The 14391-nt window shown below is 35.1% G+C and carries 16 protein-coding genes and 1 pseudogene; all 17 read right to left on the bottom strand.

Annotated features, from left to right (window positions below; all coding sequences use genetic code 11):
- Window positions 1-230, bottom strand: a pseudogene (locus IGJ53_RS15840) (type VI secretion protein); the annotation flags it as partial.
- A gap of 7 nt (window positions 231-237) precedes the next feature.
- Window positions 238-2634, bottom strand: a complete 2397-nt coding sequence (locus tag IGJ53_RS15835; protein ID WP_438750814.1) for a hypothetical protein — start codon at window positions 2632-2634, stop codon at window positions 238-240.
- Window positions 2635-2702: 68 nt separating this feature from the next.
- Window positions 2703-5192, bottom strand: coding sequence for an ATP-binding protein (locus IGJ53_RS15830; RefSeq protein WP_438750819.1), 2490 nt, complete (start codon window positions 5190-5192; stop codon window positions 2703-2705).
- A gap of 87 nt (window positions 5193-5279) precedes the next feature.
- Window positions 5280-5681, bottom strand: coding sequence for a conjugal transfer protein (locus IGJ53_RS15825; RefSeq protein WP_259742310.1), 402 nt, complete (start codon window positions 5679-5681; stop codon window positions 5280-5282).
- Window positions 5682-5747: 66 nt separating this feature from the next.
- Window positions 5748-6020: a hypothetical protein gene (locus tag IGJ53_RS15820; RefSeq protein WP_201064843.1), complete on the bottom strand. Its 273-nt coding sequence runs from the start codon at window positions 6018-6020 to the stop codon at window positions 5748-5750.
- A gap of 12 nt (window positions 6021-6032) precedes the next feature.
- Window positions 6033-7037, bottom strand: a complete 1005-nt coding sequence (locus IGJ53_RS15815) for a conjugal transfer protein (RefSeq protein WP_438750812.1) — start codon at window positions 7035-7037, stop codon at window positions 6033-6035.
- Window positions 7030-7368: a hypothetical protein gene (locus tag IGJ53_RS15810; RefSeq protein WP_259742308.1), complete on the bottom strand. Its 339-nt coding sequence runs from the start codon at window positions 7366-7368 to the stop codon at window positions 7030-7032. The genes IGJ53_RS15815 and IGJ53_RS15810 overlap by 8 nt, the downstream gene beginning before the upstream one ends.
- Window positions 7369-7387: 19 nt before the next feature.
- Window positions 7388-8035, bottom strand: a complete 648-nt coding sequence (locus IGJ53_RS15805) for a hypothetical protein (protein WP_259742307.1) — start codon at window positions 8033-8035, stop codon at window positions 7388-7390.
- A gap of 12 nt (window positions 8036-8047) precedes the next feature.
- The gene (locus tag IGJ53_RS15800) at window positions 8048-9217 is read right to left on the bottom strand and encodes a phage tail tip lysozyme (RefSeq protein ID WP_259742306.1); all 1170 of its coding nucleotides are present in this window, start codon (window positions 9215-9217) and stop codon (window positions 8048-8050) included.
- 8 nt (window positions 9218-9225) lie between these two features.
- Complete coding sequence (locus IGJ53_RS15795; protein WP_438750809.1) at window positions 9226-10089, bottom strand: LPXTG cell wall anchor domain-containing protein; 864 nt, start codon at window positions 10087-10089, stop codon at window positions 9226-9228.
- Window positions 10090-10105: 16 nt separating this feature from the next.
- Window positions 10106-11023: a hypothetical protein gene (locus IGJ53_RS15790; RefSeq protein WP_438750807.1), complete on the bottom strand. Its 918-nt coding sequence runs from the start codon at window positions 11021-11023 to the stop codon at window positions 10106-10108.
- A gap of 2 nt (window positions 11024-11025) precedes the next feature.
- The gene (locus IGJ53_RS15785) at window positions 11026-11307 is read right to left on the bottom strand and encodes a hypothetical protein (protein ID WP_201064822.1); all 282 of its coding nucleotides are present in this window, start codon (window positions 11305-11307) and stop codon (window positions 11026-11028) included.
- 33 nt (window positions 11308-11340) lie between these two features.
- Complete coding sequence (locus IGJ53_RS15780; RefSeq protein WP_201064819.1) at window positions 11341-11934, bottom strand: hypothetical protein; 594 nt, start codon at window positions 11932-11934, stop codon at window positions 11341-11343.
- Complete coding sequence (locus tag IGJ53_RS15775; protein ID WP_438750805.1) at window positions 11912-12295, bottom strand: hypothetical protein; 384 nt, start codon at window positions 12293-12295, stop codon at window positions 11912-11914. Before IGJ53_RS15775 ends, IGJ53_RS15780 begins: the two co-directional genes overlap by 23 nt.
- A gap of 38 nt (window positions 12296-12333) precedes the next feature.
- The gene (locus IGJ53_RS15770) at window positions 12334-12438 is read right to left on the bottom strand and encodes a DUF3789 domain-containing protein (protein ID WP_201064815.1); all 105 of its coding nucleotides are present in this window, start codon (window positions 12436-12438) and stop codon (window positions 12334-12336) included.
- A gap of 46 nt (window positions 12439-12484) precedes the next feature.
- Complete coding sequence (locus IGJ53_RS15765; protein WP_201064813.1) at window positions 12485-12793, bottom strand: hypothetical protein; 309 nt, start codon at window positions 12791-12793, stop codon at window positions 12485-12487.
- Between the two features lie 31 nt (window positions 12794-12824).
- Complete coding sequence (locus IGJ53_RS15760; RefSeq protein ID WP_438750803.1) at window positions 12825-14330, bottom strand: glucosaminidase domain-containing protein; 1506 nt, start codon at window positions 14328-14330, stop codon at window positions 12825-12827.
- Window positions 14331-14391: the final 61 nt, after the last annotated feature.

Raw genomic sequence — 14391 nt, 5'->3', positions numbered from 1 at the left:
AAGAAGCTCTCGTAATCAAAATCGTATACATGTTCCTGCTTATCCTTTTTATTGATAGAAAACACAACTGCTAATGGAACAATCCCTGCAATTAAAAAGGGGTACAACAGTACCCCAAAAAGAACCCCGATTAACATCAATTGTTGATAGCGAGACATTTTTTTCTCTTCTACTTTTTGGGTTGAAAACGTTCGTTCAAAAATATTATTAGAATTGGGTTGTTTCATCATTGAATGTTCATCCTTTCTTTCTTGGTTTTATTTCTCGCCGTATTTTTGTACGGTTTAAATCGTTTGATTCGGATTTAGGAGATTTGGTTGGTCGTTTCATTTGGCGTCGTTCTGTGCGTGATACAGGATCTTTAGGCATATTAGGTACTTTTGCCTGTTTGGTTGAATTTTTCGGTACAGAAATAGGAGTCATTTGTTTCGTGACACGATCCACACGTGCCATTTGATTACGAACACTTGCGGGACGACGAATACCTCCCCCTTGATTACCTACACGTTGCCTTGTTTGGCTTTCTCGATGAATCGAGGTTGGCACAGTCAATCGTTGTTTTTGACCTGGAATCTGTCTCGTTGTCTTGTTTGGTCTTTGCTGCTTACCATTTCTTTGTTTTTGGCGAACTTCTATATTGTTTTTATCTGTAGTATTGCTATATTGTTGTCTCCGTTTATGACTGGATTGTCCATTTCTTCGTTTTCGATCTTTTACATTCGTTCGTGGCATATGTTTGACTTTTTCACCTTGTCTTCTCATTTTTGATATAAGAGGAACAACAGTCATGCCTGAAGGACGATAACGATAAGGGCTACCTATCTCTTCTGCTTTAGAACGTGATTTTAGATCATCTGAACCTTGGTTTTCCTTCCGTAATAAATGACGGACTTCCTCTGCCCCCTTATCAAATGGTCTACGAACACGTTGAGCTTGAAGTTGAGCTTGTTCTTGTTGATCTACTTCTCTAGATCGTTCATGTAAATCATTCGCTTTTTGAACCATTTTATCCATTGTTCCTGGTGCTTTATGTCTAGGCTGATTGGACGTAGAAGAGGCTTCTCGTCGATACATACTTCGTTTTTGACCTTGGATATTCTTGGGCTGTTTGATATTTTCTCCAGTTTTTCCCTTGTTTCTTTGCTCTTGTTGGGTGCGTTTCTTCTGTTCTTTTTCCTCTTGACGACGCTTTTTCGCTTGTTCTCTTCGTTCTTTTTGTTGTTCTTTTGCAGCACGTCGCATACGGCGTTCCGTACTGAATGGGTTCGTCGCAAAAGCTAACGCGTTTCTGGCAGTTATTCGACCAGTAAAGAGACTACCTAAGAAGGTTCGGAAAAAGTAAATGCCTAAAGGTGCAAGTAAATAAACCAGAATAATCATAATTTTCTTCCATGGATCATGTTCTTTTACGCTGAGCTGGAACCCAAAGCTTAAAAATGAGGTGAATAAAATACAAGCAAATCCCGCCATGCTTTTTAGAGCAGTCAATATCCCAAAAGCTTTCGCATAATTGTAAAATGCATTTAGCTCTGTTTTAAATAAGCTAATGAACAAAAGAATTGGAAATAGCGGAATTAGAAAGACTTGCATAACGCCTGTAATGATTCTAAACATTGCTAAAACAAAATAAACGATTGTTTGTAACAGATTGACCACTAAATAAAAGAACGCATATCCCACATTTGTCCAATTATTATAATATTGAATATTCTTATTTTTTAGCTTATCTGCTTCATACTCTGTAGCTTTCTCATGGATTTTCTCTCCGTTACTAGTATCTACATCATTGTCTAAAAGAAGATTAATTCGATCATAATCTTTATTCTTGTAAGCAATTTTTTGTTTCCTTATTTCATTTACATCCGTTGTGCCATAATTTAACAATAAATACGGTTCATAAACATTACTATAGAATACTCTGGCGGCAATCGTTTCTCCTGCGGTTGTTAATTTCTTATCTGCTATTTCTTCTTCATTTTCTGAAGCATTATTATATTTTTCCTCTTCTTCTGTTGTTAAAACAGGCGTTGTTTTTAGAAAAGCCGTTTCAACAGCAGAATCTAACGAGAAAAATGTGTCAAATAATTGATTATTTGCTTTTGGATCTTTTAGAAAAACAAGACCTGTAAATATTAAAATAGTCATCAGAAACACAAAAAGCGACTTTTTGAATTGTCCTTCACCAGCAAATTTTACAAACATAACGATTGCAGTAAAGCTAATCCCAATTGTTCCGGCAATTCCTAGCATATTCGTCGCAATATTTGAAGTGAATTTTTGAACGGAATCTCTAATATTGGATACTACGTCCATATCAAATAGGAATTCAACCATAGAAGCATTAAAACTCCCAATCATTTTGACTCCACTCCAAACAAAGCTTTTGATTACTCCAGATACATTTGCAATTGCTGCAGGGATTTTTCCTAAGAAATGCCCTTCCTTTTCTTTTGTCAATAATTCAAAAGAATTATCCTTATAAGTATCATAAATTTTATCTACATCCGTAGTAACCGGATTTTCTTTCACCTCGTCCTTTTTTTCGGCTTCATTTGTTTCTGTCACACCCACCCCATCATTGTATTGATCTGCATAACTAGTTAGGGGCGTTTTCCATAAAAAAAAGCACCCCATAATCAGGAGTACTCCTATCAATGACCTTTTTTTCAAGTGATCACCTCAAAACTTATTCGATTTTATTTCTAATGCTGTTCGATTGCTAAAGCTGCTTGTGTTTCTTTGTCTTGGTTATTGGTTGAGGAAATAGCTAACATCCAACTATCAAATAAAACATCAATGGCAATTGGTTGATTACGTCCTTTATGATCTTGAAACAGACAAGTTCCCGCTTTCAATTGATTGATCATTTCCAAATTGGCTTCATTTGCTTCCATGTCAAAGAAACCTAATACCTTTTTACGTGCTTCTTTTTGTTTTGGACGAAATGCAAATTTATAAGAAATCAATTCTTTCTTATCTTCACGATCATAATCCATAAACGCCTGTGTAACGGCAATAATATCCGTTCCGTTTGCTCGTCCCTTTCGTAAACTATCGTCAATGAGGAATTGTCCCTGCGCAGTATCTTCGAATCCCTTGGCTTCGTCAAATATGATTGCTGCGTCTTCTTCTTTGTTCGTTGAAAACACATACGTAAACTTCATAATGACTTCCATAATCGCCATACCAGCAATCTGTTCTGGTTTTAATCGACCTGCATCAATTTCTTTTTGTGTAGGTATTTGTAGCCCTTGTGTACCAAGAACATTGATTTGAGAAGAAAGATCAATTGGCTGACTTTGATCATTTCCTAGAAGAATCTTCCCTAGTCCGACTTGATGTCCATCTAACAAATCTGCCAATTCAACGTCTGTTTTCCGTATTTCCTCAATCACATTCGTCAAATGATTTCGTCTCATGCTATCTAAAACTGTCACAATCGCATTTTGTATGGTTCGTTTCTTTTGTCCGGATGTTGTGGGGTTTTTGTCTACCTCTCCTAATAATTCTAAAATACTTTTTGCCGTCTGAATCGCTTGTTCTCTTGGTAAGAATAGGAGTGGATCAAGCATACCTCGACAAGAGTCATCTTCAGACAGAGAAATAAAATTGATTCGACGATATAACTCTAAAAATTCAGGAATATGCCCATATTTTTCTAATGCTTTTGAGAAAAATAATTCTGTTTCGTTTTTAGGATCAATATAGAGAATCTTTTGTCCTAAAAAGGTCAACCACAAAAAGATATATTTGACTAAAACAGATTTCCCTTGACCTGGTGGACCAATAATCAACGTATTTCCGTTGGTATGGATCGCCCCTTCAATGTATTTTTTTGTTAAATTAGGGTAATACCAAATAATTTTACTAGACAGTGCCAACGCTTCTTTGACAGAATGATATTTTTTAGAAGTAATGATTCTTCCTAAAGGAATCCCAATAATATTTCCAATTTCTTTTTTCAAATCAAACCCTAAGTCTGCGACTAATCCTGTTGTCACGATTTGGTCATAACTCCGAAAAGTACGATTACTACCAATCAGACACTGATTAAAAAGAGTCAGTTGATCCGCAACCGAACGATAAATCTTATAATCTGTCCCATCTAAAGCAAATTCGAGATCTTTCATTCGTTGTTCTACGACTTCTTTTGAAGTCGCTGATAAAACAAAGGTCAACGATAGCTGGCAAAGTCGAGTATCTTTGTCTTTTAACTTTCTTTTCAAATCTTGAAGACGTTCTGTACCAAATGCCAATACATCGTCTTCATCTAAAATGCCGTCAATTTGACCTTGTTCCTTATCTTGTTCGTAAATACGATTCGCCATTTTTCCAATCCTTCGCAAATCTGCTTTTTCATGATTAAAGGAAAGACGAGCATGTGTTTCAATCGGAAAAGAAAGACTATCTTGTAAATTCTGCACAAAACCACTGCCAAACATCGCCATTGGTAACTCGATCAAACTAACAAAAATGGAATAATGTTTTTTATCAATTTGTTCCACTACTAAATAGCCATTCTCATTTGAAATGACCCCTTCCGTCATTTCAATAGGCGATAACTCTCGCTCTGGAATCCGACTATCCGACCTATGAAAAAGATAATAAAAAATACGCCCCATCATTTGTGGAGTTAAACGTTCAATTTCTTTATAGTTCGATAAATCATGAAATAATTGTTTTTCCATACGATCATAAGCAATAGGTACACTGGTAACTGGCACATGTTGTGCCGTCATTTTATACATGAGACGTTTTCCAATGTCTTTTAACAAATTCAGATATTCTAAAGGATCGGCGACTTGAACAACCGTCGTAAATCGTACAAATAAATACGTTTCATATTCATTCATTTGTACTTCATCTTTTAAAATTTTTCCTGCTTGGCGGAAATAGATTTCACCTAAATCTGAAAAATCTCCTTTGACTGTTTCTTTGATTGTTCTCTCAATATGTTCTTCGATATCAAAGTAATTAGGAATATTGACTAGATGATACTCATATTGATCGTGTTCAAACATTCCTTTGCCATCTTCAATATATTTTTCAAAAAATTCCAGATCGTTTAAAGGAAATCCTTGAGGAACAAGCTTATATCCCACCCATACATCTTGTGACGTCGTAAAAAGAAAATTACGAATAATGGTCTCTACTGGAAATTGTAACTGTGGTTCTTGCTTTTTAAACAATATATAGATCACTCCTTTCTCTTACTAAGATTTCAAAATCCTGAAAAAAACGGATCACTTTTAAGTAAAGTAAATAAAAAGGAATCTTATTTATAATTTTTTCTTCTTTGCATTCGAATAAGTTACTTTTTTACGAAAAAGAGGAACATATAACCCATGTTCATAACGATTGTTTCGTTTACTGAAGTATGTTCCTCTACCAATGAGATAATCAATAAAATTTTTATTGTCCCACTTTAATGAAAAGAGTGTCCAAACTATGACACCCACTCCTGCAATCATCAAAATCCAAGACTTAGTGACTAGGGTATGCAAAAATCCATTTCCACTAAGTAACCCAAAAAGAAAAAAGATACCTAAAATTACCAAAAAAACACCAAATACAACAATTTGTTCCAATCGTACACCATTACTAAGAAATGGAATTTTACGATCACCAATTCCATATATTTTGTGAGGTTGTTTAAATTCCTTTGTATAGTTATATTCCATCATCAACACTTCCCAATCTAAAAATTAACTATCAGAAGCATCAAGCTCCTGATAGTTCTCTTTTCACTACATCAATCGACTGAATGGCAAGATGGTTTGAACTGTACCATCACCACCAATCCAAATCTGGTCTTTCAACCATTGTCCAATTTCTGTTGCATTAGATAACAAAAGAATTAACATGATTAAAAGAAACACGCCTATAATGGTAAATGCAGATCTCGCAAAACCTTGTGTGGCATATGCACAAACAGCCATTACAATTGCGACAAGTGCTAACAACCAAATCACTTGTGTAGACACTCCGTCAAATAATGATTTTATATCAAATATTTTCATTTCTTTATTCCCCTATTCATTAAATTTAGTGACAAAGTAGCTATCGCTACTTGGTTTGATATTTGCTGTGAATTGAGAAGTAAAAGAACTATCTTTTTGGAAGCTAAACGTATAGTTCCCTTGAGCCACATAGTTTCCTTCTTTCGTTTGAACAATATGCTCCAATTGCATATGATTAAACGTTCCACCTTCTAAACCATTCACACTGGCAATCAATGCCAACTTTTCGTCATTTCTGACATATAATTCAAAGAATTTTTTTAAGAATTCTTCCATTTTTAGCTTTTCATTATCTGAAACATTTGTCCCTTTTGCTAGAAATCTTTCTGAACGATAGGTGACATGATTTTTACTTTCAGTTGCTTGTAAATTTAGAAATTCAATGGAATCAAGTAGTTTTAATTCTTGTTCTTTAAAACTTACTGGAAACGAAATTTGACAGTCTTTCCATTGATTTCCTTCTGTAAACGTCACATCATAAAATAAACGATACATAGCCTCTGCTTCATTCAATGTTTCTGATTTGATAAAAGAAATTTGTTTTGCTTCCCTTGAATAAGTGGTAGAGGAAAACCCTAAATCTGAAGCATTTAGTCCTTGAGATAAATAGGGAGACAGATTATTTTCCCATTCCTCCATCTTCTCTTTATTCAAATCAAAAAGTTTTTCAACAAATTTTGTTCCTTCATATTTCATTTGTTCCGTATTGGATAATCCTTGGTTGACTTGCGTTAACAATACCTCCGGATTGACTTGCTTTTTGGCTGCTATCCGAGTCAACGTATCAATTCGTCCAAAATTTAGGAGGAGCACGAATCCCATGACAAAAAACAAAAAGAAAAAAACGCCTGAGAAAATACTCATCGCGCTTTTTCTTGAAAATTGAATCGTTCGGCTGGATTGTTCTGGCTTTTTTTTAGAAAATATCGCTCCAAACGAAATCTTTTTTCTTGTTTTTTTCGATTGTTTCGTTACTTTACTTTGGACAAATTCTGGATTGAATTTTGTTTTACTCATGTCCGATTTTGTACCGTTGTATCAAAGAACTCGGTACTTTTTCAATAATCACTACTTCATTAACTACTGCACCTGCTCCCTCCAAAAATGCCAGTGCTTCTTTATAAGCAGTCAAACTATAGGTACGTTTGTTGCTACTAAGTGCATCCTTCACTTCCTCATAAAAGATTCGTGAGCCAACTTGATACTGCTTTTGATGAATACGCCATAATACAAACAATGCTAATTGTATCGATGGACGATAATGTTCAAATCTTGGAATTTGAGGATTAATTGTTTTCTTTTTCTCAATTGTTTCTTCAGTTTGATAATTGTTTGAAGAAATTTCCATATTTTCCCTACTCTCTAAATTATTCTAAAAGTGAGCCATTAAAGCTACTACCTAAATTTTGAATCGCAATTAGTTTCTTTGACGAAAGATTGTATGTCACTTGAAAGACGTTCATTGCCTTGTTCCATGAACTGTTCCCAATTTTATTCTGATATTCTACAACAACTAACCCCTTTAACTCATTGCTTTGTACACTTTTAGTATAAAGTGTACATGCTTCTAATTCTGAGGAAACACCATTAGAATCGCCATAATATTTATCTTCCTTGAAATATTGATCCATCAAATCTTTCGATAGATAAGGTTCACATGCCTGCTTTCTCTCTGAAAAAGTATTTGGATCATAATCAAATAAAGCATGAAATGCCTTTCCTACGATTTCATTAAATTGTTGAAGATTTCCTTTTTCGGAAGCATCATTATTTTTTAGTACCTCATTCGCTTCTTTTAATACTGACTTTTCTTTTTCTAACTTTTGAATCGACGAACGTAATTCACTAATGACTTGCTTTTGATCACTTTTTTGTTCATTGAATGCTTGTTTTTGTTGTTTTAAAGACATTTGTTCTTGAGAAAGAGCTTTTTTTTCATGAACAAACCAATAGCCACCTAAGCCGACTAAAACAAGTAAAATACTTGAAAAAACAAGCCAATTTTTTATTTTCATATAAAAATCCTTTCATTTTTTTATTGGACGAGCCAAACAAATATCTCCCCCATTCAACAAATAGCCGAAAGATAGATCCACTTGTCCTTCTCCCACGCCATTGTGATTCATACCACCTTGTTCAACGATTTTAGTCGTTAATCCGTGCCAATCTTCTGACAGTATAGCCGTATGTCCATCATTTCCAGCACCTGAACCCAAATTTACTATTACTATGTCTCCTGCCTTGGCATCGGATGGAGATACTTCTTGTAAATATTGCTTTGCCCCTCTTGCATCACTTGCCATTGATCCAGTGAACCATTGCATATTTGCAGGTACTTTATACCCTGCTTTATTTAAAACTAGCCAAACAAAGCCAGAGCAGTCAGTTCTTCCATTTTTATTAGGATTCTTTAAGTCTGTTCCTAAATCTGGAGCAGGATGTATCTGATCATAGTGAAACCATCCTAGCCAACTCTTAGCTATTTTTAAAATGTTTCCGTCTGCACTGGAATTAGTAGTTCCATTCATACATGCCTCGATTTCATCTTGTTGCCCTGCTGTTGCACCGTTACTTAGAGTAACTTGTGCAATTGGATCGTTTGAACTCAACTTGGCATACCATTGATTGGCATAATTCAATCGATTGCCCATCATTGGATCACCAGCACGTTCAAATAATTTTTGCCATTGTGCTGTACCTTCTTCGACAGTTGAAGCTTTTAAAGCTGCTTGTGCTGCTTTTTCTGTTGTTTCTAATTCGTGAATCAAAAACTCAATTTGTAAGCCCAAATCTGACCAGTCTTTTCCTTTTGATTTGGCAAAATTCATCAAATTCGTTGTTCTTCCTGCCGTCCATTGAGCAATCCCATGTCCAGATAAGGGATCATTCGGACGCTCAATTGCTGTAGGCATATTTCTGGATTCCTGTTCAAAATTTCCAAGCATTCCTGCAAGACCTTGTGGGGTGGTTGGAAATTTCTTTTTAATTTCCGTCGCAATTTGTAGCCCATTTTTTTCTGAACCTTGATTTGTAGCAACAATATTAGCTGCAGGTGTTTCAACTAATGCCGAACAATCTACCGATTCATCTTCAGATAAGGTCGTAAGACTAACCAATAAAATGAAAAAAAAGCCAATAAAAAGAAGTACGGGCAAAAGATTCAGCCCGCACAAAATCAATATTTTTTTCTTTTTCATCGATTTATTCACACTCGACGTTTTTTCCAGAAGAACCAACCACTAGTAGAAGTTAAAATACCTCCTATTAACGTTACTATAGCAGATATTGCTTTTTCACCAGTTTTTGGCAACACTTTCACTTGCCCATCAGATCCTTTAACCGCAATATTTCCACTTGGTAATTTTGTTACTTTCGCTGCAACAGGTGTCAATCCTTGTTCTGTTTGCTTATAAGGTACGCCATCGATCACAGAGACGATTTTTTCTCCTGTATCTGTTTCAACCGGTGTAGAAGCTGTAGGAATGTGTGTTAACTCATTAACATTGTTTGTTTGAATAGGCGTTGTCTGTATCGCATTTCCAGATTGATTGATCGTTCCATCAGAATTGATTCCTACGTTTGTTGTTGGAGGTGTCGTTGTTTGTCCACCACTATTCCCATTAGTTGGGGGAGTAGTTGCACCAGTATTTCCTGTATCTGGTGGGGTCGTTGTGCCGGTGTCTCCTGTATCTGGCGGGGTTGTTGTCCCAGTATCTCCTCCTGTGCCACTATCTCCTGTATCTGGTGGCGTTGGTATGCCGGTGTCTCCTCCACCTGTACCGCTATCCCCTGTATCTGGTGGCGTTGGTGTGCCAGTATCTCCTCCACCTGTACCACTGTCTCCTGTATCTGGTGGCGTCGTTGTCCCAGTATCTCCTCCTGTGCCACTATCTCCTATATTTGGTGGAAGAACTGGGTCAGTTGGCTGATCTCCTCCATCCGTTGGTGGAGTCACTTCTCCACTAGGGGGTGTTGTTGGTTCTTCTGGAGTGATCGTATCCGCAAAAGTTCCTGTTGTTCCCATTAATAAAGTCACACTAAATAATGTACTTAAAATCATTTTTTTCATGTTATTTTCCTCTTTTCTACGAATTGATTTCAAAATTTTCTAACTCTGGAAGCTGAGTGACCTGATACTGTTTATTCTTTTTTTTCAACGTAAAAGTCACTTTTTTAGTGACTTGCTTTCCTTCATTTTCTTCTAAGGAAATCACGTAAGAAACGATCCACTGTTGTTTATTTGACTGTATACTCCACGATAAAATGGATTTTACTGGTGTTTCGTTTGGTGAAATTTGATCAATCAGCTGATTTGATAAAAAGACTTTATTTTTTTCTTGATAGACTTCTTTATCAGATTCTTTAGAATAAAAGTTCGTTAAAAAATACCGACAAAAAGTATCTAATTGTCCTTGAGAATCCAAATTTTCTTTCATTGTTTCTAGTTGATCATGAAGTTGAACAATTTCTTGTGTCGACTGATTCATTTTTATTGAGAAATAGGTCGTTTGAGCAAATAAAATTCCACTTATTAAAATAGTAGAAATAAGAAACCATTTTTTCTGACTCTTTTTAGGTACTTCTTGAATGGTACGTTCCATTTTTACTGGTATCTCTCTTGATTCTTTTTGAGAAACTTTCCTAATCTTCTTCTCTTTTACTTGCTTCACATTTTTTTCTGGTTTTAAACGATAGTATTTCGGTAAACTATGATTCAAAACCTCTAAAAATGCTTGTACTTGACTGTCAATTTCATTTTCTTTTTTAAAATTCTCTTCAATCATTCGAACTAAATGAAAGTCTTGAACAGGGAAATCAAATTCACCTTCATAGGCAGGTATTTCTTGACCTTCTGCATAGATAGCAAAGCTACACCAGCCAATTTCTGATCGGGCAAGCAATTCCTCATTCTGACGTTTTAGTTGGACAAAACCTTTATCTAAATCCATCTTTTGATTTAATGGAAGCTCCACCCCATTTGTTTGTAAAAATTCAATGATCATTTTTATTCCACCATTTCGTCACTACTCATTTCTAATTCCACTGCATAAACTACCTTGATCGGATTATTCATTGAGAATTTAATTCGATATTCTTGATTTTCCATACTTAAAATGTAGGAATCTTCCATTCCCTCATAAAAGTACGTATAATCATTGGATTTTAGATTGAAATAATCTTGTATGGCACGCCTTTGTTGTAATTCTTTAAACTTAGGGAAATAAGCAACTTGATAACCTAAACATGTGCCAATAATCAATAAAATAATCCCTGAAATAATAATCATTTACTACACTCCTCTTTTTTATTCTTGACCAGTTTATTCTTTCACTGGCTTCATCCCCTTTTTGACATATTGACAAATCAACGGATCAGACCAAAAACCTTTTTTTAGTTGTTTATATCCTAACCGTTGCATATATGGATTCCTGGAAATACAAAAGCACTCATATCCTTCCATATACTGATTTCGTTCAAAAAAATAATCTCTTGCTTTTTTCTTCGCGTAGCGTTCGATAAAATGCAGGTCTTTGGGGTCAAAAAAAAGAGAAGAAAGCCATTTTTCTTCTCTTAACCGCAAAATATAACAATAAACAAAATTATCAACGCTAATAAAATCTCTCCCTTCTTCTTGTGTGACTTGTTCAAAAAAAGATAACCGGCAAAAACCAAAATTAATCAGCTCATTTTGTAAAAAATGATAGTCTGGTGCGCGAAAATTTGTTTCATAATACATATACCATACTGTTTCTGCGCGAATCTTTTCCATTTTTAACATCTTTTGAATCGATGAATCTGTTAACTCTACAAATGTCATTTTTTCTAAGATGTATTTAATATGATAAACATATTCATCCACATAATCTGCTAATCGAATGGGATGACCAAGTTTATTGAATTGAGATATTTCCATTTTCCTTCATTTTTTCCGTAAAAGCCTGGCGATCAATTCCAAAATTTAAAGCTCCACTTCGAGATTGAATTACTCTCAAAATAGGAACTTCTTGAATGATATTTTTTCGATCATCCAAAATACATAAGTTCTTAATATATCTAGCATTGGGTAGTTGTTTTTGATAGTTTAGTTGATTCTTAATGGCATTGTCAGGTAAACAATAACAATACTCTGTTTCAATTATTCCACTCTTTTTCTTTCTCAGTTTTCTTGAGACTCTAGATTTGATAATGTCTTTACTATAAGCATAAAAATTGTAATCTTTTTCCTCTAATAATAAATCCTTCACAGGATATAAATTTGATTTTTGGTTTTCCAATATAAAACTGCCCCCTAAAAATTAGATAAATCTGTTTTTTATTCTCTTTTAAATTGTTGCTCTTCTTGTTTTCCTGCAATGAATAGTGTCATTATTCCTATTCCAAACATAGCACCTACAAATAGACCTGTACAAAATAGCATATGAATACCTCCTTCTCTTATTTTTGAATCACCCACCTTAATTTATTTAAATAAAGATTTTATTTTTTATAACAAAAGGACAGGATCTATAAAACAACTCTTGTGCCAAAAATTGATATTCCGGCTTAATATTTTTTCTAAACTCATCAAAAAGTTCTGAAATACTTTTATGAGGATCAAAAAAAGTTTTTCCTATATCTTCAAAAAGTGGCTCAACATCTATTCCTCTATAAGTAAAGAAACTAGATTGATTAACCTCTCTTAAATACTGAAGCATCATGTCGTTGTCATAAAAGATAATATAGTCTTCAAGATATTCGTTATCAAAAAATTTTTGAACAATATATAACCGCATGTTATTCCTCCTAAAAAAACAGCCTTATTCCTTAGAATAAGACTGTTTCTGGATCAACTAATTGTGATTGGCTTAAACTATGATCTAAACAAAGTTCAAAATGCAAATGACTACCTGTACTGTTCCCAGTAGAGCCAACATAACCAATAATCTGCCCTTGTTTTACTTTATCGCCCATTTTGACTTGATATTCTTGTTGATGCGCATATAAAGCCGTTGTACCGTCTTCATGTCCGATGGCTACATAATTGCCCCATGAGGGGTGAAACTCTGCTTTAATAACCGTTCCTGCCTTGCTAGCATAGATTGGCTCGCCTTGTGCAGCGGCTAAATCGATTCCTCGATGAAATTCTCCCCCACGAGTACCAAACGGACTAGAAATCGTATAGTTCTTCACTGGTACAATATATCCTTCTTTACTTAATTGCGGTCCTGCGACTTCCTTATCGTAGTCCGTTAAATGATATGTCTCAATCAAACCATTTAATTTTTGATTATATTTCGTATCCGTTGCATATCTGCCAGTTAAGAATTTGGTTGCTTCTTGATAAGTTTTTGCGTTTGTTTTCCATACACCACTATAAAATTGACTATTACCAGTCAAACCTTCTTTAAGCAGCTGTGCATAGTCATTTAAGCTATCCTCGTAGTTCTCATACTGTCTAAAAGTTGCTTGAGTAGTATAAAGCGTTCCATTACCTAAATCTTCTTGTGTCGCAAAAGAGACACCTTTTCCGTTATGTGTGCCTTTGATTCCAAATAAATTGTAATTTGGCGCTTGGGCTAACTGACTTTGACCGCTAGCCGATTCTAAAATGGCTTGCGCAATCATGACAGAAGCGTATAAATCGTTCTCCTGTCCTACTTTTCTAGCAGATTCGCTGATTTTTCGGATAAAGCTCTCTACGGACTCATTTTTTTCAAAATGAATGTTTCCTTCGTTATCCTGTTTACTAGAAGGTACTAATTCTTGGATTGGCGAAGTTGGTGCTTGATGATAAGTTTTTAACTCTTCTTGCACAGTTGGTTGAGCTTGTGTCTTTGTTTCTGCTTTTGGTTGCGCATTTTGTCCAGTGGCTGAAGGCTGCGTCTCAAATGTATGTGAAGGAGTGACTTCCGCAGATTTTGTTGGTTGTTTCACTTCTTGATTCACTGATTCACTTGGTTTTGTGGTTGGCTGTTCCACAGGCTTCGTTTCTGAAGGCTGAGTAGATTCTTGCGTATTATTTTCTGGCTGACTAGAGTCTGTCGTACCAGGAGTAGTTGTTTCTGGTTTAGATTCTGTTGTTTGTGAACTATCTGTCGTTTGATCGGTTGATTCACTTGGTTTTTGCTCAGGTTGTTCAATGGAAGAATCTGTTGTGGTTTCTTCCTTAGTTGTATCTGTACTATCTGTTGTAGAATGATCTATATTTACTGTCGTTGATTGTTCTGTCGCTACAGTTGGTTGTTCTTCGTCTGCTAAGACGGATGGAGTATAGCCAACAACTTGACCTAATAACAATAAAGCAGACAATAATTTACTCGTTTTTTTCATCTACAAATTTTCTTCCTTTCCTTCATTCGATATAATTTCTGCAGGAATTTTTTGTCGAATT

The organism is Enterococcus sp. DIV1283b, from assembly GCF_051710965.1.
GTDB lineage: Bacteria > Bacillota > Bacilli > Lactobacillales > Enterococcaceae > Enterococcus_B > Enterococcus_B lactis.
This window is presented reverse-complemented; position numbering and strand designations above follow the sequence as displayed.

Excerpts from the sequence above, each read along its gene's own strand:
- IGJ53_RS15835 (WP_438750814.1), bottom strand. The coding sequence starts at position 2,634 with ATGGGGTGCTTTTTTTTATGGAAAACGCCCCTAACTAGTTATGCAGAT.
- IGJ53_RS15825 (WP_259742310.1), bottom strand. The coding sequence starts at position 5,681 with ATGGAATATAACTATACAAAGGAATTTAAACAACCTCACAAAATATAT.
- IGJ53_RS15820 (WP_201064843.1), bottom strand. The coding sequence starts at position 6,020 with ATGAAAATATTTGATATAAAATCATTATTTGACGGAGTGTCTACACAA.
- IGJ53_RS15815 (WP_438750812.1), bottom strand. The coding sequence starts at position 7,037 with ATGAGTAAAACAAAATTCAATCCAGAATTTGTCCAAAGTAAAGTAACG.
- IGJ53_RS15810 (WP_259742308.1), bottom strand. The coding sequence starts at position 7,368 with ATGGAAATTTCTTCAAACAATTATCAAACTGAAGAAACAATTGAGAAA.
- IGJ53_RS15805 (WP_259742307.1), bottom strand. The coding sequence starts at position 8,035 with ATGAAAATAAAAAATTGGCTTGTTTTTTCAAGTATTTTACTTGTTTTA.
- IGJ53_RS15800 (WP_259742306.1), bottom strand. The coding sequence starts at position 9,217 with ATGAAAAAGAAAAAAATATTGATTTTGTGCGGGCTGAATCTTTTGCCC.
- IGJ53_RS15795 (WP_438750809.1), bottom strand. The coding sequence starts at position 10,089 with ATGAAAAAAATGATTTTAAGTACATTATTTAGTGTGACTTTATTAATG.
- IGJ53_RS15790 (WP_438750807.1), bottom strand. The coding sequence starts at position 11,023 with ATGATCATTGAATTTTTACAAACAAATGGGGTGGAGCTTCCATTAAAT.
- IGJ53_RS15785 (WP_201064822.1), bottom strand. The coding sequence starts at position 11,307 with ATGATTATTATTTCAGGGATTATTTTATTGATTATTGGCACATGTTTA.
- IGJ53_RS15780 (WP_201064819.1), bottom strand. The coding sequence starts at position 11,934 with ATGGAAATATCTCAATTCAATAAACTTGGTCATCCCATTCGATTAGCA.
- IGJ53_RS15770 (WP_201064815.1), bottom strand. The coding sequence starts at position 12,438 with ATGCTATTTTGTACAGGTCTATTTGTAGGTGCTATGTTTGGAATAGGA.
- IGJ53_RS15765 (WP_201064813.1), bottom strand. The coding sequence starts at position 12,793 with ATGCGGTTATATATTGTTCAAAAATTTTTTGATAACGAATATCTTGAA.
- IGJ53_RS15760 (WP_438750803.1), bottom strand. The coding sequence starts at position 14,330 with ATGAAAAAAACGAGTAAATTATTGTCTGCTTTATTGTTATTAGGTCAA.